This is a genomic window from Leisingera sp. McT4-56 (assembly GCF_020514995.1).
Classification (GTDB): domain Bacteria; phylum Pseudomonadota; class Alphaproteobacteria; order Rhodobacterales; family Rhodobacteraceae; genus Leisingera; species Leisingera aquaemixtae_A.
The window spans coordinates 23,975-44,514 of sequence record NZ_JAJALF010000017.1 but is presented as its reverse complement, the minus strand read 5'-3'; the positions used below and the strand labels follow the sequence as shown (position 1 = coordinate 44,514).

General features: G+C 60.4%; 17 protein-coding genes and 1 pseudogene. 8 read left to right on the top strand and 10 right to left on the bottom strand.

Features of this window, described 5'->3' with window-relative positions; translation table 11 throughout:
* Positions 1-3: 3 nt before the first annotated feature.
* Positions 4-840, bottom strand: coding sequence for an Ig-like domain-containing protein (locus LHL23_RS16895; protein ID WP_226430789.1), 837 nt, complete (start codon positions 838-840; stop codon positions 4-6).
* Positions 841-847: 7 nt separating this feature from the next.
* Complete coding sequence (locus tag LHL23_RS16890; protein WP_226430788.1) at positions 848-2,089, bottom strand: hypothetical protein; 1,242 nt, start codon at positions 2,087-2,089, stop codon at positions 848-850.
* Between the two features lie 242 nt (positions 2,090-2,331).
* Here LHL23_RS16890 and LHL23_RS16885 point away from each other — a divergent pair, with 242 nt between their 5' ends.
* Positions 2,332-2,694: a winged helix-turn-helix transcriptional regulator gene (locus LHL23_RS16885; RefSeq protein WP_226430787.1), complete on the top strand. Its 363-nt coding sequence runs from the start codon at positions 2,332-2,334 to the stop codon at positions 2,692-2,694.
* A gap of 219 nt (positions 2,695-2,913) precedes the next feature.
* Here LHL23_RS16885 and LHL23_RS16880 read toward each other — a convergent pair whose 3' ends face one another.
* On the bottom strand, positions 2,914-4,050 hold the full coding sequence (locus LHL23_RS16880) for an acyl-CoA dehydrogenase family protein (protein WP_222482387.1): 1,137 nt from the start codon (positions 4,048-4,050) through the stop codon (positions 2,914-2,916).
* Entirely contained in the window at positions 4,047-5,222 is a 1,176-nt protein-coding gene (locus LHL23_RS16875) for a CaiB/BaiF CoA transferase family protein (protein WP_226430786.1), read from the bottom strand. Before LHL23_RS16875 ends, LHL23_RS16880 begins: the two co-directional genes overlap by 4 nt.
* Positions 5,223-5,319: 97 nt before the next feature.
* Here LHL23_RS16875 and LHL23_RS16870 point away from each other — a divergent pair, with 97 nt between their 5' ends.
* Positions 5,320-6,204: a LysR family transcriptional regulator gene (locus LHL23_RS16870; protein WP_226430785.1), complete on the top strand. Its 885-nt coding sequence runs from the start codon at positions 5,320-5,322 to the stop codon at positions 6,202-6,204.
* 625 nt (positions 6,205-6,829) lie between these two features.
* Here LHL23_RS16870 and LHL23_RS16865 read toward each other — a convergent pair.
* Entirely contained in the window at positions 6,830-8,626 is a 1,797-nt protein-coding gene (locus tag LHL23_RS16865) for a N,N-dimethylformamidase beta subunit family domain-containing protein (protein ID WP_226430784.1), read from the bottom strand.
* 178 nt (positions 8,627-8,804) lie between these two features.
* On the bottom strand, positions 8,805-11,273 hold the full coding sequence (locus LHL23_RS16860) for a CoA transferase (protein WP_226430783.1): 2,469 nt from the start codon (positions 11,271-11,273) through the stop codon (positions 8,805-8,807).
* A gap of 61 nt (positions 11,274-11,334) precedes the next feature.
* On the opposite strand from LHL23_RS16860, the gene LHL23_RS16855 reads away from it, so the two are divergent.
* The gene (locus LHL23_RS16855) at positions 11,335-12,330 is read left to right on the top strand and encodes a GlxA family transcriptional regulator (protein WP_226430782.1); all 996 of its coding nucleotides are present in this window, start codon (positions 11,335-11,337) and stop codon (positions 12,328-12,330) included.
* Between the two features lie 206 nt (positions 12,331-12,536).
* On the opposite strand, the gene leuB is transcribed toward LHL23_RS16855, so the two are convergent.
* The 4 genes and pseudogenes from leuB to LHL23_RS23560 form a co-directional block, all read right to left on the bottom strand.
* Positions 12,537-13,649, bottom strand: coding sequence for a 3-isopropylmalate dehydrogenase (leuB, locus tag LHL23_RS16850; protein ID WP_226430781.1), 1,113 nt, complete (start codon positions 13,647-13,649; stop codon positions 12,537-12,539).
* A complete protein-coding gene (locus LHL23_RS23570) occupies positions 13,646-13,852 on the bottom strand; it encodes a hypothetical protein (protein ID WP_319005213.1) in 207 nt (68 codons plus the stop codon). Before LHL23_RS23570 ends, leuB begins: the two co-directional genes overlap by 4 nt.
* 21 nt (positions 13,853-13,873) lie before the next feature.
* Complete coding sequence (locus LHL23_RS23565; protein WP_319005216.1) at positions 13,874-14,521, bottom strand: TauD/TfdA family dioxygenase; 648 nt, start codon at positions 14,519-14,521, stop codon at positions 13,874-13,876.
* A pseudogene (locus tag LHL23_RS23560) lies at positions 14,507-14,770 on the bottom strand (gamma-butyrobetaine hydroxylase-like domain-containing protein); the annotation flags it as partial. The gene LHL23_RS23565 and the pseudogene LHL23_RS23560, both read right to left, overlap by 15 nt.
* Positions 14,771-14,870: 100 nt before the next feature.
* Here LHL23_RS23560 and LHL23_RS16840 point away from each other — a divergent pair.
* The 5 genes from LHL23_RS16840 to LHL23_RS16820 all read left to right on the top strand — a co-directional run bounded on the left by LHL23_RS16840 (position 14,871) and on the right by LHL23_RS16820 (position 20,532).
* Positions 14,871-15,767, top strand: coding sequence for a LysR family transcriptional regulator (locus tag LHL23_RS16840; RefSeq protein ID WP_226430780.1), 897 nt, complete (start codon positions 14,871-14,873; stop codon positions 15,765-15,767).
* A 179-nt stretch (positions 15,768-15,946) separates the two neighbouring features.
* The gene (locus LHL23_RS16835; RefSeq protein WP_226430779.1) at positions 15,947-16,975 is read left to right on the top strand and encodes a GlxA family transcriptional regulator; all 1,029 of its coding nucleotides are present in this window, start codon (positions 15,947-15,949) and stop codon (positions 16,973-16,975) included.
* A gap of 95 nt (positions 16,976-17,070) precedes the next feature.
* Complete coding sequence (locus LHL23_RS16830; RefSeq protein WP_226430778.1) at positions 17,071-18,210, top strand: aromatic ring-hydroxylating oxygenase subunit alpha; 1,140 nt, start codon at positions 17,071-17,073, stop codon at positions 18,208-18,210.
* Positions 18,207-19,748, top strand: a complete 1,542-nt coding sequence (betC, locus tag LHL23_RS16825; protein ID WP_226430777.1) for a choline-sulfatase — start codon at positions 18,207-18,209, stop codon at positions 19,746-19,748. Before LHL23_RS16830 ends, betC begins: the two co-directional genes overlap by 4 nt.
* Positions 19,732-20,532, top strand: coding sequence for an SDR family NAD(P)-dependent oxidoreductase (locus LHL23_RS16820; RefSeq protein WP_226430776.1), 801 nt, complete (start codon positions 19,732-19,734; stop codon positions 20,530-20,532). Before betC ends, LHL23_RS16820 begins: the two co-directional genes overlap by 17 nt.
* Positions 20,533-20,540 lie beyond the last annotated feature (8 nt).

The following is a 20,540-nucleotide window of genomic DNA, read 5'->3' as shown; positions in this document are numbered from 1 at the left end:
TCTTCAGTTGCTGCGCGGCTTGAAGGTGAGGCTTTCTGTCTTTTGTCCCGGCTGGCTGTAGCCATCGCTGTCCAGCGGCCGGTCGAACAAGCCGGTCAGCCTGTTTCCAGCGATGTCTTCCAGGGTGGTGTCCACCTCAATCCGGTAGTCGGCGCTTGCCCAAGGGGCGCGGGGTGTGAAGATCCACTCCCGCTCATCCCGCCCAAGGCGCAGCGAGCCGCCGAGCTTTGCACCGGCTGTGTCGGTCACCCGCACCCTGTAGGCCAGGGAGACGTGATCCATCGGGCCATTCAGTGTCACCAGAAGCGGTTCAGTAGAATTCGCCATGGGCGCCTGCACGTGCCACTTCGCCAAATCAGGCGCCTCGAAATCCGCTTGGGCGGCAACGAAGGTCTTCTCATAGCTGCGCGTTAACGTGCAGCCGCGTCTGGTTTCCGCGCCGCTCCTGATTTGCAGGGAATACGCCTTCCCCGGCTCCAGCGCCCGGCCCAGCGTATTGTGCGCTACCAGGCCGGTCTTTACCCGGCCCGGGTCAAACAGCACCGTCAGCCTTCGATCATTCGGCGACCAGAGATCGAATTTGTTCTCGATGAAGGCCCCCGGAACCACCTTGCCGTCTTCATCGAGCAGCACGACGGAGTCCCATATGCCCTCCCGTGCCATCGGTTCGGAGAAGTAGACATAGAAGCGCAGCAGGTTTTCGGGCAGCACATCAGCACTGGGGTAGACTTGGGTTACCTGGGCAGTATCTGACACGCTTTCCTCGCAGGCTTGTGCCACTGAACTGGCCGCAAAGAGCGCGGCCAGCCAGAGGGATGCGGTTTTCAGATTTCGGAGCATCTGCACGTTACCTCGCCAGATCAGCGTAGCCCGCGTCTGCCTTCAGCATGTTCTGGAAGTTGCGGAAAAACTCCTGCTCCTCCACATACTGATAGTCGGGGAAGTTATATTCGCTGACGAAGTCGCTGAGCCGGAAGTACGCGCCTTTGCGGAACGAGACCAGATCGACGTCACCGGTATCCAGGTTGCGCTTGAGCGTCACCAGAAACTGTTCATCCTGGTCATCGGCCTGCAAAACTGCTCCCAGCGGGCGTGCAGCGGTTTTCACCCCCGCGTCACCCCAAAGCTCTGGGGACGACAGCCCTTCGCCTTTGCTGGCCTCGGCCAGGTCAGACACCCGGATCAGATCGGCATCTCGTTCCTTGTTGATGACCAGCACATATTCTTCCGGCTGGAACTCCTCATTCGGAGCAGTGAAGTGCAGCACTTCAAGGGGCGTGTTGCCATAGCCGAGCTCGGCCACAGTCTTGCCGGACACATGGGCGCCATCAGCTAGATCGCCAGACGGGATCGTGACCAGTGGTGTGCAAGTGTAGGCGGCAACAACCGTCTTCACACCATCCAGATCGACCACGCTCATTGCCCGGATCGGCGCCCGGGTTTCGGTCTGATTGTGAACGGTATGGTAGATTTCAATGCTGGACGTCGAAGCAGATTCCGTAAACGGGTACGGGATCTGCCGCAGGGTTGAGGCGAATTCTCCGGTCGACAACCCGGCAGCGAACAGCGTGCCATCCACGAAATCAAGATCCGTGACGGTGAAGGCGGCGGCCGGAATGTCATGCCAGAAAGTGACGCTGTCATCGGGCGTACCGTTCAGTTCCACCGATGTGCCCTCCAAGGTGGTCAGATCCAGCGGCGTGATGGTGCCATCCTGATCCACCCGCACAATCATCGGCGACTTGCTGTCGCCCGAGCTCAGGGACATCGAGATATAGGTTTCCTTGGACACGGGATGCACGGCGATATCGTGATAGCTGATGCTGTACGGATCTGCGCCGGTCGAGGCCGCCAGCCGGGCGCCCAGGCTAATCAGGTTGTAACTGCGCGATTCCGCTGCCGGGGCAGCTTCGGGCAGCGTGTAGGCAAAGATCCTTCCGCCGTCGGAGTCTGCCACAAACAGTGTTTTGCTGTCGGCAAATTCAAGCACGGTGGTGGACTGAGGCGTTTCAAGCGCGGCAGCGCCTGTTGCAAACGACAGGGACAGAATACCTGCCGCCAGGGCGGGTGACGTGGAATTCAGTTTCATGGTGCCTCCAGGCAGGTCGTGGTTCGGCGGCTCCAAGACAGTTTCTGCCTTGCCGCCGTGCCCCAATTTAGCACCTATGGCCCAATGCGGTGAGTAGGAACACTTTGGATACTATTGAAGATGTCAGTTCGCCTTTGCACAGAGGCTGTTCATGACGCGGAACTCGACGCCCTCCGAAAGGAGCAAGCCTTGGCAGGGCGGCGTATCCAAGGGTACATTTCTGGAGCGAGGAGCTGAATGGGATGCTTGAAGACCAGATGAAGGATGCAACAGAGGAAGATGCGGCCGCGCATGTATGCCCGGTCGAAACCGTCATCGAGATCATCGGCGGGAAGTGGAAGTGCCAGATCATTCACTTCCTGCTTGGCGGCACCCGGCGGTTCGGTGAAATCCGCCGTCAAATCCCCGACGTGTCTCAGCGAGTTCTGACCCGCAAATTACGGGAACTGGAAGCGCATGGAATCGTCGTCCGTAAAGTTTATGCAGAGGTTCCGCCCCGCACGGAGTATTCCCTTACGCCGACCGGGCAGTCTCTTGAGCCCGTAATGCAGGAGCTAGACCGTTGGGCCCAGGCAAATCTGGGCAGTTCCGGTGGCGTAGTTTAGTTAGAATGAGCGATGGCGAAGCCGGGCACGCCTGTTGAATGCCGCACCGACTGGGCGAAGCAAAACAGTTTCGCCAGAGCAAAAAAGATCTTGGAAGGCTGTCTAGAATTCGGTCCAACGCCCGAACTACCGCAACAGCCTTCACAAGGCCTGTTCAGTTCACTCCGCCGAAGCAATGTTCAAAAACGGCGCTAACTGACATGACGCCCGCCTAAGCCGCTAACTCAGCATTTCGCGCGCGATGATGGTTCGCTGGATTTCCGATGATCCTTCATAGATCCGGAATATCCGTAAGTCGCGCAAGTAGCGTTCCACCGGAAAATCACGGGTATAGCCATAGCCGCCGTGGATCTGCAGCGCCCGGTCCGCAATACGCCACGCAGCCTCACTGGCAAAAAGCTTGGCGAATGCAGACTCCGACGAATAACGCTCACCAGTGCCCCGCTTGCGGGCGGCTTGCAGCCCCAATGCCCGCGCCGCGGCCAGTTCGGTGGCACTGTCGGCCAGCATCCACTGCAGCCCCTGGTAATGGCCGATCGGCCGTCCGCCGACCTCACGTTCCTTGGCATAGGACACAGCCGCATCCAGTGCGGCGCGCGCAATGCCAGTGGCCTGCGCGGCCACTTCGATACGGCCGTTATCCAGCACCTTCATCGCGGTTCGGAAACCGGTACCCTCCTCGCCCAGCCGGTTTTCCGCGGGCACATGGCAATCAAACGAGATCGGAAACACGTGGCCGCCGCGCAGCCCCATGGTCTCCTCATGTTTGCCGATCTCCACCCCAGCGGTTTTGGCTGGTTCCACCACAAAGGCGCTGACCCCGCGGGCGCCGGCTGCGCTGTCGGTCTTGGCATAGACCACGATAAAATCTGCATCACCCGCATTGGAGATGAAGCATTTGGAGCCCTTCAGCCGGTAGCCGTCGCCTTCGCGGGCGGCGGTACTGCGCATATCAGCAGGGTTGGAACCCGCCATCGGCTCAGTCAGCGCGAAGGCGCCAAGTGCCTCACCCGCTGCGGCGGCCGGCAGGAAGCGCTGTTTGAGCGCCTCATCCCCGCCCAGGAGCAGCGAATCCGTTGCTAGGAAGTGCGCCGTCAGCATCGAAGCGGTGGAGCCACAGGCGCCTGCGATAGACTCCACTGCGCCGTACAGAGCTGGCCCGGACAGACCGATGCCGCCATTGGTTTCGGGCAAGTTCATGCCCATGATGCCCATTTCTGCCAGTGCCGGGCGGTGCAGGGTTGCAAACTGCCCCTTGGCGTCGAGAGCGGCGGCGGCCGGTGCCAGCACCTCGCTGGAAAACCGTTCGATCTGGCCGATGACGGCCTGTTCTTCGCTGTTCAGGTCGCCGATCATTTGGCCTCTCCTTCCTGTAACTGTTGTAGAATTTCCTGTGTGTGCGCGCCCAGTTCCGGGGCCGCCTGCCGGGATCCTCTTGCCGCACCGCTGAAGTGGACAGGCTGTTCCGGCACAGAAAATTCACCGAGAATGGGATGTTTCACCGGGGATGCCAGTCCGCGCGCCTGCATCTGAGGCGAGGCCCAGGCCTCAGACACTGTACTCAGGGCCGCGGCTGGAATGCCCGCCTCTGTCAGGACCGCCACCGCATCCTGCGCGCAGCGCGCGGCGGCCCAGTCTTCGATGTGCCGAGCCAGGGCCGGTTCATTCTGTCGCCGCAACACATCACTGGAGAAACGCTCGTCCTCCGCCAGATCCGGCGCGCCAATGGCCTCCGTGAAACGGGCAAACAGCCGGTCGTTCAGTACCGCTACGGAAAAACTGCCATCTTTGGCCGGATAAGTGCCAAATGGTGCCGATAGCGCATGTTTGCTGCCCGTCCGCTTTGGCGTCTCACCCGCCATCAGCGCCCGGCAGGCCGCCACCGGCATCATCGACACCAACGAGTCGTAGAGCGCCAGATCAACATGCCGCCCCCTGCCGCTGCGTTCCCGGTCAAACAGTGCCACCATCGCTCCGAAGGCCGCGAACATGCCGCCTGCAACGTCGGCAAAGGCATCACCGGCCATCATCGGCGGGCCATTCCGATCGCCAGTCATGTCCATAAGGCCGCTCATCGCCTGGATGATGATGTCATAGGCTGGCAGCATCCGGTTCGGACCGGTCTGGCCAAAGCCTGAAACCGAGACATAGACCAGTTGTGGATAGGCCGTGCAAAGCTCCTCAGCACCCAGCCCGAACCGCTCCATCACGCCGGGGCGGAAGTTCTCGATCAGCACGTCGCAATCTGCCGCCAACGCCCGTGCCGCCGCCGCGCCTTTCGCGGATTTCAGATCCAGAACGATGGATTTTTTCCCCCGGTTCACCGACTGGAACAGCAGGCTTTCGCCTTCCTTGAACGGGCCGATATGGCGGTAGTCATCGCCTGCAGCGGGCTCAACCTTGATTACTTCCGCGCCCAGATCAGCCATCAGCGCCGTGCAGTAAGGCCCGGCCAGAACGCGGGAGAAATCCAGCACCCGGACTCCTTCGAGCGGCCTGCGGCCTGCCGTTTTGTCATCTTCGAACATGCATCCACCTTCAATTGCTTGCTGGAGGATAGCGTTCGGTTAGGTATTGTAGGAAATACGAGATAGGTATGAAGGGTATTCCTGTTTGAATATACCATTGAACTTCCGCCAGGTTGAAGTCCTGCTGGCGGTCGCAGACACCGGCAGCACTGCCGCGGCGAGCCGCGCGCTGAACACCTCGCAGCCCTCGGTTTCGCTAGCCATTACCCGCTGCGAGGAGGTGTTCGGACAGAAGCTCTTTCTCCGTATCCCCGGGCGCGGGATGGAGCTGACCCCGTTCGGGCGGCACAAGGTCGCCCAGCTGCGCGAACTGGAGAAGCAAGCGCGTTGGGTACTGAGCGGCGGTGACGGAACACCAGAGTTCCTGAACCTGGGAGTGTTTTCCACCCTCGGCCCGCGCTATGCCCCGCGGCTGGTGCGCCGCTTCCTGGACGACCGCCCGGACGCCGAAGTCCGCATCCTCGAAGGTGACCTGCAAACGCTGTTCGACTGGCTCAGCGAAGGCCGGATTGACATGGCGCTGCTATACGACTTCGGCATTCCATCCGACTTTGTCATCACTCCGCTGATGGCGGCGGTGCCCTATGCCCTGCTGCCGCAGGAGCACCATTTGGCACATCAGCCCAGCGTGAACGCCGAAGACCTGGCGCAGGAGCCGGTCATCCTGATGAACCTGCCCCACAGCCGCAGTTATTTTCTGTCCCTGCTGCAAAACGCCAAGGGCTCAGTGCAGGTCGCCCACGAAACCAGGTCAATCGAAATGCTGCGTTCAATGGTGGCCAACGGGTTCGGCGTCGGGCTGCTGGCCACCGATCTGCCGGATGCCCCCTGTTATGATGGGAGCCCATTGATCCGGGTCTCTCTTTCCGGCAATCCGCCCCTTCATCAGATCGCTCTTGCCCATCGTGGTGCAGCTCTGAAGCGTCCAATTCTCCAGGCTTTCAGCGCCTTTGCAGAAGCCTTTTTCAATCAGCACCACTGAGAGCGAGGCACCCTTCCGGCGCAGGCCCTCTACAACATGATTTCGGTTTCCTATCCTGCCTGCGGCATGTCGCGTTTCGGCCCTTTGCTGCCGTTGGCCACTGCGTTCCTCCGCTGCACTGCGGCCCGTCATTGCGGACTTTAGCCGCGACGCCGAAATCTGATGCTGCGTGAATTCACACACTGCGGGACTTTGCTGCCGTTGCCCTTCCCGAGTGTTTGCTGACGCAGCATTTGCTCGCAACTGCAGCGTGGTTTCGCTGTAAATCAGCAGGTGTCACCGAAGCAGTCGTTCAGCCGGGGGGGGGAGATCGCAAGTTGAAAGTGTACTTTCACCTCGCGGTGACGGAACCAAGACAGGGAGGGGACTATGCCGGCTTTTACTTTCGTTGAGCGATCTGAAACTGCGGCACCGCATGGCAGCATGAAGCACGAAGCGGATACGACCGTTGCTTCCTTTCTACCCTCTGCACCTCCCGGGAAGGGCGGCGAGTTTGAATTCGCTGCGCCTGCGAAAGCTACCCCTAGAATATACAAAATGGGAATACGCGCGTGCCGTGCTGCCGCTGGAGGGGAACCCGCGAAGAGTGGCAACGGCGCCGACCACAGTTCAAGGCTTCAAAAGATTAATTCGGTTCGCTGTCCCTTTTTCGGCAGAACCGGTCCAGGACATTGCGGGTGATTGTCTCTACCTGACTGTCACGGCGTGTCAGCCCGGCGACCCATTCGCAAGTGCCAGCGCAAAACACTTCGCCTTTGCCTTTTTTCCAAGAGATGACTGCCCCGTTGCCGCGGCTGGACTTGTCCAGCATCTCTGCCGTCAGCTCGCCGAGCATCGTCAGTGCTTTAAATTCTGCATCGGCGGTTCCGATGTAGAGAGTCTCGCCCCAGTGGGCGAAATCCGCCTCGACATTCGTTGCCATACCCAAAGCAATGATCTCGACCGATCCGGCGGTGCCGTCCCGGCCAGTCGGATAAGGCAGCCCGTCGTCAAAGGTAAAATCCACCCCATCCACTTCGTAGCCGAAAATCCGCGATGCCGCGCCTAACTGGTCGCCGTAGCCAAGCCGCGCGCCGTCCAGCGACCAATGGTCCGGGCGGTAGACCGTGAACCCGCCGCTGCCTTGGCCGACGCAATTGCCGAGACCTGCATAAACACCTTTCAGGCCATTTACGCCGAAGGTCTGCGCGCCGGGCTGGTTGACCGGCGGGGCATCCCAGGCGCCAGTCAGCAGATGTTCCTGATCGCTTCCCATAAGGGGGTCGGCCTCCTTGGCCGTGTATTTGTAGCAGACCTGTGTTTGCGCGTTGTTTTCGAGCCGCGTCTGCCACAAGAAGTTGCCGGCGAAGCGCGCGGCCCGGCCCCCGTTTTCGGTAAAACGCTCGACCCGTTCGCGCATTGCCGCTGTCCAGTATTCATCATGGCCGACGAAGACCGCACACCGGTGGCCCGCCAGAAGGTCCGGCTCCAGTTCCAGGTCGTGCTGCGTGACGATTTCGAAATTGTAGCCTTCGGCCTCCGCCCAGCAGGCAAAGTGGCGTTCATAGCTGGCCCAGCCAGCCGAGGCGTATTTCTTTGAATACCCGTAGGCGTAAGCCCACTCCATGTAAGGGTAACGCACCATGCCGCCGGGATCGGCCGGCTTCTCGGTCAAGGCACGAGGAGCACCTTGGGGCAATTTGCAGAACCCCCGGGTCCAGGGCCGTTGATTCGACAGCACAGGGGAAAAGGCATTTCGTCCCGGCCCCGTAATGCCTTCATAGGCGCTGGATCCACCCCAGCAGTTATAGGCAAGCCAGGTTCCCGTTGCGCAGATCAGCACCATAGGGGCTGGCTCGGCATGTGCAGCCCGCCGGACAAAGATCACATGGTGTTCTTCGACAGCGTCATCTGCGCGGTCTGCCCGCAGGGTGATCAGATAGGCGCCTGCCGTCCAGTCATCCGGAATAACAAAGGAATGGCTGATATCCCAGCCGCAGCCATTGACCGAGCAGTTCAGGGGCGTGTCCTGATGCCGGCCCGGCAAGTTTTCCACCCGCAGCACAGGGACATAATCTGCTCCGTCCCGTCCCACCTCCAGAGACCAGGTTTCGGCAGTTGTCGACACCCGCAAACCCACAGTTTCGCCGGGCCGGAAGCTGTAGCGGTCGGTGTAGCCCCAGATTTCAAGCACCTGTTCATCGCGGGCAGGACCGATGTAATAGTGATCCAGAATATGGCGTGCCCGCGCTCGGGTGCGCGGGGTGATAGCAGGGCTTGCGCTTTCCTGTTCCGGCTGAATCACAATTCCAATCCTTGTTGTTCTGTGCCGTGGCCCGGCGCACCAGCGCGGACAAAACCCGGAGGCCATATGTGCCTGGCGCACCGTATTTTGCACACTGCGTTCAGGCACACTATGCGGTTTGGGAAATGGCTGCGGCAAGATCAGCCGGAACCTAAGATGCTCGTTCTGCGGGGCGGTTATCAGGCAAGGCAGTGTTTATAGAGTGGGAGGCCGTTTACGGCCTCCCGCTGCCTGTCGGACTGCCAGCCCTGCACTTCGTCGCAAAAACCTTCCACGAATTCGTTGAACACCGGGCTGATCCGGTCGCCTTCTTCACTCACTCGGGAAGATATTTGTCCGCCCATTGCGTGGCGGCGGCCCCCGAGGCGATTAACTTGCCGATGGCCTCTTCATCCAATCCAAGGCGGGCCAGGATGTCCCGCGTGTGCTGCCCGTATTTTGGCATATACGACGGGATGGCGATGCGGCTTCGCTCGGGCCGGACTGCATTCGGAGCCACCAGATCGCACCAGCGTCCCATCGGGTGCTGGTCATGGCGGATCACCCGAAAGGTGTCCTTCGACAGATCAATCGCACCCTCGCTCTCCAGCTGCAAAGAGGCATCGCGGGTCGCATGCAGGGATCCTAGCGGAACCGCTGCGCTGGAAGTGCCGGACAAGGCTGCACTCCAGAAGGCTGCAGGCTGGGTTGCAAAACGTTCGGCCAGTGCCCGTTGCAGCTCTGTCTCTCGCAGATCTGCCAGATCGCTCAGTTCCGCAACATCGGCAAGGGCGGCTTGGCGCTCCTTCGGGGCGGCAAAGAACATCCAGCCGTCGGCTGCCTTATAGCAATAATAAAACGCATCCCAGCCAAGCGCTTCGCGCCCCGCGGGCTCGTCGAAGGGCGCACGCCCGTTGAAATCATACATGAACTCGGCCTGGATCAAATTGCCACCCCCCGCCAGTGCAGCCCGTGCGATGCTGCCTTCGCCGGTGCGCCGCAGTTTGATCAAGGCGCCGCCAAGCGCAACGCAGGCGCAAAACCCGGTCAGCACATCAATAGTGCCGAAATGCGCGTGCTCCTCCGGCGTGTCCATACCGCCCCCGAACCGCAGCATCACACCAGTGGCGGCTTGCGCCAGATCGTCATAGCCAAGGTGGTTCGACTTCGGCCCCTGCAGCGGCCCGTCGAAGGCGTCAAGCTGGACCAGAATCAGCTGCGGATTGATCTCCTTCATCCGCTCCGGCGACAGGCCGAGCGCATCGCGCTGCGCATCTGTGCCGTTCATGGTGACCACATCAGCTTCGGCAATCAGCCGGGCCAGAACGTTCTGTCCCTCGCCGCTGCGCAGGTTGAGCAGGATGCTCTCCTTGCCGCGGTGCGCATGCAGGCCAAAGACCACAGCGTTCCACGGATCCACCGACGGAGAAACAGGTTGAACCAGCGTAACCTCGGCCCCGAACCGGGCCAGGGTCGAGCCGATGGTTGGACCGGCGATGACATTGGTGAGGTCAAGCACCTTGAGCCCTTCAAGCCACCCTTGATTGCCAGTTTCGCCAACGGCTATGCTGCGCGGCTCTTCCGCCAGAAGCGTATCCGGATCCGCGGGGCGGGCTGCCTGCTTGACGGCCGCACCACGATCATCCGCCAGCCAGGCGATGTTGCCCATCTGGCGCATTTCGCCATGCTTGGGGTCGTCAACCTTCAGCACCAGGCCGGAAGCCAGCGCATGCGGATCGTCCAGCCACTCCTTGGTGGTCCGCTGTGCCGTGGCGGGTGCTTTGGCCGCCCCAAACAGCGCTTCCCATTCATGTGCCGGACGGGTCAGAAAAGCTTCTTTCATGGCGCTGGACACGCGCGCGCGATCGGACACGCCGACCGGGTAGCTGCGCATCGACCAGTCCGCCGGCCAATCGGACTGATCCAAGTAAGCATCGAAGTCCGGCAGCTCACGCACCAGTTCACCCAGCCCGAGCGTCTCCAGCGCCCGTTCGGGGTGGCCCTTGATACTGCAGGCCACAACATAAAAACCGCGACCGTCGGCGCAGGGATAGGTGCGGTAGAACGGGTCAAGGAACTCAGACAGTTCCTCGAACTCCAGATTCATCGGCAGCCCTTCCGCCGCGCGCCGCTCCAGCTCTACTTCGCGCGGGGATTTATAACGCTCCGGGTAGTCCTCAATCTGCTCGCAATTGTAGACAAGGCCTTCCAGCAGGGCTGATGCCAGCGGCACTTCGATGTGCTCCCCGCCGTTGCGGCCGCGGGAATGAAGCGCAAACAGAACCGACATCGCACCAAAGGTCGACCCGTAGGCCGAGGCGAGCGCCAGCGGCGTGAAGGAGGGATTGATCCCCATCAGCCGCCGGTTCAGCCCCATATCTGTGAATTGGCCGGTCCGCGCAGCAATTACCGCCTCCCAAGCGGCGACATCCGCAAGTTCCGGGTCTGCAGACGCAAAGCCCGGCATCGACAGAGAGATGACCGCCGGATTGATGGAGCGCAGCGCCTCCGGTCCAAGCCCCAGGCGGCTCATTACACCTGGGCGGAAATTGTCGATCACAACATCAGAGCGTTCAACGAGGCGAAGAGCGCTCTCCAGCCCCTCTGCCGTCTTCAGGTCCAGCTCAAGAAAGGATTTGCCCCGCGACAGCATGTCTGCTGCGGGGGATTTGAGCCGCGGCCCGCCGGGCGGATCAATGCGGATCACTTCAGCTCCCATGTCGGCAAGCATCATGCCGACAAGCGGCCCAGCCAGGTACTGGCCAAAGTCGAGAACCCGGACATTCGACAAGGGACGGTCGTTCATATGGTCAAAGTCTCCCGCTTGTTTGGATGGTGAATCGGTAGAACTTCCGGGAAGGTTAGCCTTGATACTCGCATCAATTTTGTCCAAAAATGCCAAAATTTTATCCATTTCGGACGAATTGATGTCTCTTAAGGTCAACATCCTTCTCTTCGAGAAGTTCTCAAACATGCTCTTGGCTTGTTTGCTGGAGCCTCTGCGGGTAGTGCGTGACCAGACTGGAGCCAATATTTCCTGGTCCATCCTGACTCCCAAAGATACTTCGGTCCGCAGTTCAAGCGGCCTGCGTCTTTCTCCAGACATACCGCGCGCTGACGCGGAAATGTGCGATCTGCTTATGGTCGTTGGCGGCGATGACTTCCGGCAGGACGCTGTTGATCCCGTCAGCAGGAAGTGCGTCACACTCACCAAACGAGCCAAGACGGTCATTGGGGCTGACACCGGAGCCTGGATCCTTGCCTCCTGGGGGCTGCTTGAAGGCCGCAAGGCCACTTTGCACTGGCAGACACTCGCGGAATTTTCCGAGGTTTTCCCGAACGTCGAAGTTCTGCCTGACCGTTTCGTGCGGGATGATCAAATCTGGACCTGCGGCGGTGCTTCGACGGCGATGGATCTAATGATCGCCCTCATTTCAGAACTCTATGGCGACGCACAGGCCCATGATGCCGCCAGCATGTTCCTGCATGACGGCTCTCGCTTTGAAGGCCAAGGTGAGGGATCCTTGCAACCCAAGGGCTCGCAAAACCTGCGACGCTGCACAGCCATCATGGCCGAGAACATCGAGGCCCCCTTGTCCACTGAAACCATCTCCAAACAGGCCAACCTTTCGGTCCGGTCCATGTCGCGGGTTTTCGTCAAGGAATTAGGCATGCCTCCACAGCGCTACTATCAGCTGATGCGTTTGACGCGCGCCCGCGATCTTGCGGCACACACGGATCTGACGCTGAACGAAGTCGCGCTGCGGAGCGGTTATTCTTCCGCACAGTCGCTGTCCAAGGCATTCTCACGCCAGTTCGGGGTCAGTATTGGATCAACCCGCAAACACAAGCAAATCTGGTGACAAAGTTGCACAGGTCCGAACACGTGCAAGGATATGGTTTCGCGGGCCAAGCTGGCATCGCCGCCTGATTTAGAAGCTGTAAATGCAGAATCACATTTGCAGCGTAAACCGGTCTTTTCCAGTTTTGTGTGTTCACAGGGAGCCTTAGCCCACACCGTGTTTGCCGAGAACTCAAAAAATGTTCTGAACTCAGGTTGGCGCGGCACCTAGGCGCTTTTCGAGAGCAAGTTGATCAAAACGGTCTGCGTGACTTGGGCTGTGCCGGCATGCCCGCCCAAATCGGGTGTGAGATCACCGGAAATCAGAGCTTTCTCCACAGCCCGTTCGATGGCACGCGCGGCCTGAGGCAAACCAAAACCATGCTCGAACATCATCGCAACCGACAGGATCGCGCCGATCGGGTTGGCTATACCTTGGCCGGAGATATCCGGAGCACTACCATGTGTTGGCTCGTAAAGGCCGCCTTTCACCGGATGCCCTGCTTTCGCAGCGGTGGGCAGGGTTGCGAAAGGCAGCATGCCTAGCGACCCGGAGACCACCGCGATCAGATCCGAGATGAGATCACCGAACAGGTTGTCCGCCAGCAGCACGTCAAACTCCCGTGGTGCGCGGGCCACGGCGAAGAGCGCATAGTCCATCAGCAGGTGGCTCAGCTTGATATCGGGATATTCGTCGCGCCCGATCCGCTTCACCGTTTCACGCCAAAGCTTGCCGCTCTCCATCACATTGGACTTGTCCAGCGAGGTAACATGCCACCGCCGTCCGCGTGCCGCCTCAAACGCGCAGCGGGCGATGCGCTCGACTTCACGGGTACGGTATTCGCTGGTTTCGAAGGCCCGGATCTGGCCGTCACTCAGGACCTCGCGTCCCCGGGGTTCGCCATAGTAGATGCCACCCGAATTTTCCCGCACGACCATCAGGTCAGCGCCTTCCACGACCTCCTGCCGGTAGGGGGTGTGCGGAAGAAGTGCGGACCAGGCACGCGCGGGGCGCAACGCGTTGTAGACATCCAGCTCGATCCGAAGGCGGGTCAGGCCGTCCGTTTCCGTGACCGGCCCGTCGATCCTGATGCCGTCCCATTCCGGCCCGCCGACCGCACCGACCAGTATGGCGTCTGCAGACCGGGCTTTGGCCGCCACCGCATCCGTGCAGAAGGTGCCATGCACGTCCCAGGACGCGCCGCCAAGCAGATCTTCCTCGATCTCGACCGCCACTCCGAATTGATCCGCGGCTTGACGAAGCACCGCCAGCCCGCTGGCCACGACCTCAGGGCCGATATGGTCGCCGCCGAGGGCCAGCACTTTGAACGGGCCGCTCATCCCGCCATCCCCTGCTGCAGCACCAGATGCATGGCATCCGGGTCCAGATCCCGTTGCAACAAGCGCATGCTGGAATGGAAGTCATCCAGATCGACCGAAGACGTCAGCACTGTGCGCGGCGGGGTTTCGGGCGCAAAACCGGTCCGGCCGTGCAGCAGCCGCTGATTGTCGAACAGCAGGCCCTCACCCGCCTTCAGATCCAAGGTCAGGCACAGATCCTCACTTTAGAGAAGCTCAAACAGCCGCTTCAGGGCGCGGTAGACCGGCACCACTTGATCGGCAGGCACATCCAGTGGTGAGATCTGCCGCTCGTTCATCCGCACTCCGCAGACACTGCCCTGGTCATCCAGCCGGATGACCGGCAGGCGGCACTTGTACCAGCGCATGTTGCCATGGCTGTTGTCGCCAGGGTCGAAGCGCTGACAGGTGATCGGCGTTTTGCACAGAAGTTCGAAATCCTCCGGCCATTGCTCTTTCAGGTGCCGCGCGGCTTCGAACCCGTCCACCAGGGTCGAGGCGCCTCCGTTCGAGCTGGGCCGCAGAACCTGAAACACGGTGATCCCGATGGCCGCAAAACGGTAGGGTTTGTCCACATGCGGATCCAGCGGGCCGGTGGTATCGCCCACATTGGTCACGGTCGTCTTCTTCTTCAGCGTATAGGTGCCGAAATGTGTCTGCCGCTGGGCGCCGACCAGCTGGATCATGCGCTGGCTTTCCTCAGGATCGGTCGGTGCATCCACGATTTTGCAGAACCCGTAGTCACGCACCATTTCAAGAATTTTCAAACGGGCTGCCGGGTCCGCCTCGGCTTCAATCAGCGATCCGACCGGAATATCCGAACTGAGAGTTCTGTTCCACAGAACAGGCTGCACTTGCCTGCGGGCACGCTCTGCATCCGAAGAGCAGTGATTGCGCAGCCAGCGAGCAGCATATTCGGACCGATGCCCATCCGGCCAAGTCACCTGAACGCCGTTTCCCTCCACCACCGTACTCTCGATGGAGATCCCTTCGTCGATATGGTGCAATCGGATGCCGCGAACACCGGTCTCAGGGGTGCCGCAGTCCGGACACCAGCATTGGTGCCTCAGCCAGATTGGATGAAACCGGCTTTCGTGGCTATCCTCGCGGGTTACCTGACCGCCATAAGGTCCTCAGCGAATACAATTGACAAATTCCAATTCAACACATGATGGTTGAGCCAAGCTCACACATGGAACGCTCATGCTGCCCGACGCCAAAGATCCTTCCTACCTGGGTGCCCTGGTCTATTTTCATCATGCCGCTGAAAGCCTGAGCTTTTCCCGCGCGGCCCAGGTCCTGGACGTGACACCTTCGGCAGTCAGCCACCGCATTGCGGCGCTTGAAAACGCTCTTGGAATACGGTTGTTCGAACGCCGCGTGCGCGAAGTCCGGCTCACGCAGGATGGCGCCGAACTGGCACGCGCAACAGAAGTGATCTGGAACGAGCTCAAAGAGATCACCGGGAAGCTGACGGCCCAGGAAGTGCTGCGGGTCTCGGTCGGGCCCTATCTCTCATCACAATGGCTGCTGCCCCGTATCGGCGCATTCGAAGCGCAGCATCCTGGTCTGAGAGTGGATCTGATCCACACGATCGGACCGCCGGATACGGGTCTGGCGGACGTCTCAATCATTTGGGCCGAACTGGATAGCCCTGCATCCGGCGCAGAACTGCTGTTTGATACCAAAGCTGTCCCGGTTGCTGCCCCTGGGGTGCAGTTGCCCGATGCATTTTGGAACGGGCACTTGCCGCCCATTCACTATAGGGATCGCAGCACATGGCGCCACTGGCTCGCGGCGGCTGGGGCACCGGCCGATTTTGCAGACCGCGGAGAGGTTCTGGAGGAGCCGCATATTGTTCTCGAGGCAGCGGCCTATGGCCGGGGGATTGCGATAGGCTTTCTCCCCTTCATCAGAAAGTTCTTTGAACAGGGCCGGCTCGTCCCGGCAAGCCCGCAAACAGTCCGCTCTAACCGTGGTTATTCAATGATTAGCAATGCCGACGACAGGCCAATGGTAGGCAAGTTTTCAAAGTGGGTCTGCGAAGAGGCTGGCCGGGAAGTTGTTTCGGCGGGAAATCCAAGGCTCACATTCGATTGATCTGTTCGTTCGGGCAAAGAGACGTTGTTGAGAATTTCCCTCGAAACGGCAGGGCTGTTCTTCGAAAGACACGGAAGGTTTGCAACCACTTCCCCGTCCTTCGAAGACTGGTTTTTCTGTAACGGGAATGGTTTCCTTAGGTCGTGCTCGAGCATCCCGTAAACCGCTGCGGTCAGGCCATGTTAAAGAGAAATGATACCACCGAGATTCTGATCCTGGTCACGCCGCATTTCAATCTTGCGGCGACAATGGCGTTTCTGGACCCGTTCCGGGCAGCAAACTATCTGGCCGGAAAGCAGCTTTTTCAATGGCAAATCGCCAGCGAGGCCGGGACGCTCTGCCGGGCCAGCAATGGCCTGGAAATTGCCGTCAGCCCGCTGGATAGGCTGAAACAGATGCAGCCTGATATCGTTGTTGTATCCAGCAGCTGGACGCCTGAAGCTTTCGCTGGCGAGCCACTGCTATCCCTGATCCGGAAACACGCGCGGGCGGGCAGCTATACCGCCGGGCTCGACACCGCGGCCTTTATCCTGGCCGAGGCGGGCCTGCTGCGGGGGAAGCGCGCGACGGTGCACTACGAGCATATCGACGCCCTTGGCGAGAAATACTCCGAAGTTGATGTGTGCGAGGACCTGTTCGTTCACGAGGGCAGCACCGGAACCTGCTGCGGCGGCGCGGCAACCGGCGAGTTTGCGTTGTTCCTGCTGCACGGGATCGTTGGCGATGCGCTGACAAACGACTGCGCGAAGTACCTGTTTTACCGGAACTTGCGAGGGCTGGGCGCACATCAGACCGATGGTCAGCTGGAGCCGATGGGGTTGGCGGCGCCGCCTAAGGTCCGCAAGGCCATCGCGATCATGGAGCGCCACCTGGAAACGCTGATCAGTATTCCCGAGCTGTGCAGGCTGGCCGGGGTGTCGCAGCGCCAGCTGAACCGGCTGTTCCAGGAATATGTGCGGACCAGTCCGCAGCTGTACTACCGGGATATCCGGCTGGACCGGTCGCGCGGGCTGGTCACCCAGACCGAACTGCCGATTTCAGAGATTGCTCAGGCCTGCGGCTTTCCCAGCCATGTGCATTTCGCGCGCGCCTACAAGCAACGTTTCGGGTTGCCGCCGCGGCAGGACCGGATCGAAGGCAGGGTGCCCTTTGAGTTCCGGGCCTGGCCCATGTACCGCCCGTCAATGACATCACAAAATGGCGAATGAGGTTCAATCAACGGCGACTAGAGTGCTGTTATAGGTGTCTTTTTCGCGGATCATATCTTTGACGCCTTCACGAGGCAGGCAAAGGAGTGTTCACCGTGACAGACCTACCGACCAAGGCACAGTTCGCATCAATCGCTGAAGGTTATTCCGCGGATGCGGGCAATTCGCAATCGCTGAAGGCGGATGCATACGTTCAGCGGGAATGGTTTGCCGCCGATCAGCGCGAAATCATTGCCAAGTCATGGCAATGGGTCTGTCATGTGGAAAAGCTGCGCGAACCCGGATCCTTTGTGACCGTTGATATTGCGGGCCAGCCAGTGGCGGTGGTTCGGGACAGGAATGGAGTGCTGCGCGCCTTCTACAACGTCTGCAAGCACCGCGCGCATGAACTGCTGAAGGGTGAAGGCAGCACCACCCGCATCATGTGCCCTTATCACGCCTGGGTCTACAAACTGGACGGCCAGCTAATGCGGGCGCCGGAAACCGAACATCTGGAGAATTTCAGCACTGGCGATATCTGCCTGGACCAGGTGCAGGCGGAGGAGTTCGCGGGCTTTGTTTACGTCAATTTGGATCCAACTGCCACGCCGCTCAGGGAGCAATCCGGCAATCTGGAAACCGAAATCCGCCATTGGGCACCGGATATCGACCAACTGACTTTCGGCCACCGCCTGACCTACGATATCAAGTCAAACTGGAAGAACGTGGTCGACAATTTTCTGGAATGCTACCACTGCCCGACCGCGCACAAGGATTTCTGCGATCTGGTTGACATGGACACCTACAAGGTGACTACGCACGGGATTTACTCCAGCCACATGGCGGATGCGGGGAAATCCGCGAACACGGCCTATGATGTTTCCAATGCCACCGTGCGCACCCATGCGGTCTGGTGGCTGTGGCCAACCACCTGCCTGATGCGCTATCCAGGGCGCTCCAGCATGATTGTTCTGAACATCATTCCGGTGGGACCGGACCGGACGCTGGAGACCTATGACTTCTTTCTGGAAACACCAGAACCCGACGCGGGCGAGCTGGATGCTATCCGCTATCTGGATGAGGTGCTGCAGGTCGAAGACATCAATTTGGTGGAAAGCGTCCAGCGCGGCATGAACACGCCTGCGTTCAGCCAGGGGCGCATCGTCAACGACCCCACGGGGTCAGGGAAGTCGGAGCACGCGGTCCATCATTTTCACGGGCTCGTGCTGGAGGCCTATGCCGGGGCTGCGGGATGACCCAGCCCAACATCGTTGTCATCATGGCCGACCAGCTGGCACCGCAGTGGACCGGCGCCTATGGCCACCCGGTGGCGAAGACGCCTCATATCGACGCGCTGGCGTCTCGCGGCATGCGGTTTGATGCGGCCTACTGCAATTCGCCGCTGTGCGCGCCGTCGCGGTTTGCCTTCATGTCCGGGCAGCTGATCAGCCGGATTGCCGCCTATGACAATGCTAGTGAGTTCCGCGCCTCTGTCCCGACATTTGCCCATTACCTGAAGGCGCTGGGATACCGGACCTGCCTGTCCGGCAAAATGCATTTTGTAGGCCCGGATCAAAAACACGGGTTTCAGGACCGGGTGACCACAGACATCTATCCAGCCGATTTTGCCTGGACCCCGGATTGGGAGGCCCCGGATGAGCGGATCGGCAAGTGGTATCACAATATGCAGACGGTCAAGGAAAGCGGTGTAGCTGTCGCCACCTATCAGACCGACTACGATGACGAGGTCGGATTTGCCGCGCGCCGCTGGCTGATCGACCGGGGGCGGGAACGGGCAGCGGGAGAGGCCGCTCCATTCTGCCTGGTGGCGAGTTTCATTCATCCGCATGATCCTTATGTCGCGAAACCCGAATGGTGGGACCTCTACGCCGGCGTGGAGATCCCGATGCCTGAGTTTACCCCAGCGCTCGAAGATCAGGATCCATTCTCGCGCCGGGTGATGGACGGGATCGAGGCCAGCATCATCCCCTTAAGTGAAGAGGAAGTGCGCCGTGCGCGGCGCGCCTATCTGGCCAATGTCAGTTATTTCGACAGCAAGGTCGGTGAAATCGTCAAAGCCATTGAAGACATTGGTGCAGCCGAAGACACAATCATCATCGTCACCGCCGACCATGGCGACATGCTGGGCGAACGCGGGCTGTGGTACAAGATGAACTTCTTTGAGCATTCTGCCCGGGTACCGCTGGTGATGGCGGGGCCGGGCATTGCGCATGGCACGGCAGCCAATGCCTGTTCCTTGCTCGACCTGTTGCCGACTTTCGTGGAAATTGCGGGTGGTGATGAGACGATCCTTGGCGAGCCTGTGGATGGCCGGTCGCTGCTGCCGCTGGCGCAGGGAGAAGCGGACCCCGTGGACGAGGCCATCGGAGAGTATTGCGCCGAGATGACCCCCTACCCGGTCTTCATGATCCGTCGCGGACCGCTCAAATACATTCACTGCGATCCGGACCCGCCGCAACTCTATGACCTTGCGCAGGACCCGCTGGAGACCCGCAATCTGGCCCAGGATCCGGCTTATGCACAAGCCGCGCACGCCTTTGCCGCCGAAGTCGCTGAACGCTGGAACAGCGAGGAGCTGCGCCGCAACATCATCGCCACCCAGAAGTCCCGCCGTGCGCTTCATGCCGCAATGGAAGCAGGCGCCGGAGAGCATTGGGATTACAATCCGCCCTCCGACGCCAGCCAGCAGTATGTGCGTAACCACATGGACTGGACCGTGGCCGCTGAGCATTACCGTTTGAACCCGGGGAACACAAATGACAGGAAAACTTGACGGCAAGACCGCGTTGGTCACAGGCGGCCGCGGCGGTATCGGCCGCGCCATTGTCGCGCGGTTCCTGCGCGAGGGTGCGCGGGTCTATGCTGCCGATCTGACCCCGCAGGGATCATTGGCGGCGCATGACAAGGACGGCAGCATCTTTGTCAAACTGGATGTCACCCAAGAGGCCGATGCCATCGCCGCGATGGAACAGGTGACGTCCGATGCCGGGAGGCTGGACATTCTGGTCAACGCCGCCGGGATCGAGATTGAAAAGACCATCGAGGACACAACGCTGGAGGAGTGGAACCGCAGCTTTGCGGTGAACTGCACCGGCACCTTCCTGGCGTCGAAATACGCGCTGCCATTGCTGCGCGCCGCAGCCAAATCGGGCAGCAGCGCCAGCATCATCAACTTCGGCTCCTATGACGGGTTCATCGCCGATCCCGGCCTGGCGGCATATTGCGCTACAAAGGGCGCGGTGCATGCGTTGACCCGGGCGATGGCCTGCGACCACGGCCCCGAGGGCATCCGTGTAAACGCCATCTGCCCCGGCTATATAGACACGCCGATGCTGCAAAGCTTCTTCACCGGCGATGGCTCCGGCGGGGGAGGAAAGACCATTGACCAGCTGCAGCAGGCGGTGCGCGATGTCCATCCGATGCGCACCTATGGCACCCCGGAGGATATCGCCAACCTGGTCAACTGGCTGGCCTCGGACGAGGCGCGTTATGCCTCGGGCCAGCTGTGGGTGCTGGACGGCGGATTGTCTGCCCAGGTGCAGCAGATGAAGCTCTGAGGACGCAA

Excerpts from the sequence above, each read along its gene's own strand:
- LHL23_RS16895 (WP_226430789.1), bottom strand. The coding sequence starts at position 840 with ATGCTCCGAAATCTGAAAACCGCATCCCTCTGGCTGGCCGCGCTCTTT.
- LHL23_RS16890 (WP_226430788.1), bottom strand. The coding sequence starts at position 2,089 with ATGAAACTGAATTCCACGTCACCCGCCCTGGCGGCAGGTATTCTGTCC.
- LHL23_RS16885 (WP_226430787.1), top strand. The coding sequence starts at position 2,332 with ATGCTTGAAGACCAGATGAAGGATGCAACAGAGGAAGATGCGGCCGCG.
- LHL23_RS16880 (WP_222482387.1), bottom strand. The coding sequence starts at position 4,050 with ATGATCGGCGACCTGAACAGCGAAGAACAGGCCGTCATCGGCCAGATC.
- LHL23_RS16875 (WP_226430786.1), bottom strand. The coding sequence starts at position 5,222 with ATGTTCGAAGATGACAAAACGGCAGGCCGCAGGCCGCTCGAAGGAGTC.
- LHL23_RS16860 (WP_226430783.1), bottom strand. The coding sequence starts at position 11,273 with ATGAACGACCGTCCCTTGTCGAATGTCCGGGTTCTCGACTTTGGCCAG.
- leuB (WP_226430781.1), bottom strand. The coding sequence starts at position 13,649 with ATGAGCGGCCCGTTCAAAGTGCTGGCCCTCGGCGGCGACCATATCGGC.
- LHL23_RS16840 (WP_226430780.1), top strand. The coding sequence starts at position 14,871 with ATGCTGCCCGACGCCAAAGATCCTTCCTACCTGGGTGCCCTGGTCTAT.
- LHL23_RS16835 (WP_226430779.1), top strand. The coding sequence starts at position 15,947 with ATGTTAAAGAGAAATGATACCACCGAGATTCTGATCCTGGTCACGCCG.
- betC (WP_226430777.1), top strand. The coding sequence starts at position 18,207 with ATGACCCAGCCCAACATCGTTGTCATCATGGCCGACCAGCTGGCACCG.
- LHL23_RS16820 (WP_226430776.1), top strand. The coding sequence starts at position 19,732 with ATGACAGGAAAACTTGACGGCAAGACCGCGTTGGTCACAGGCGGCCGC.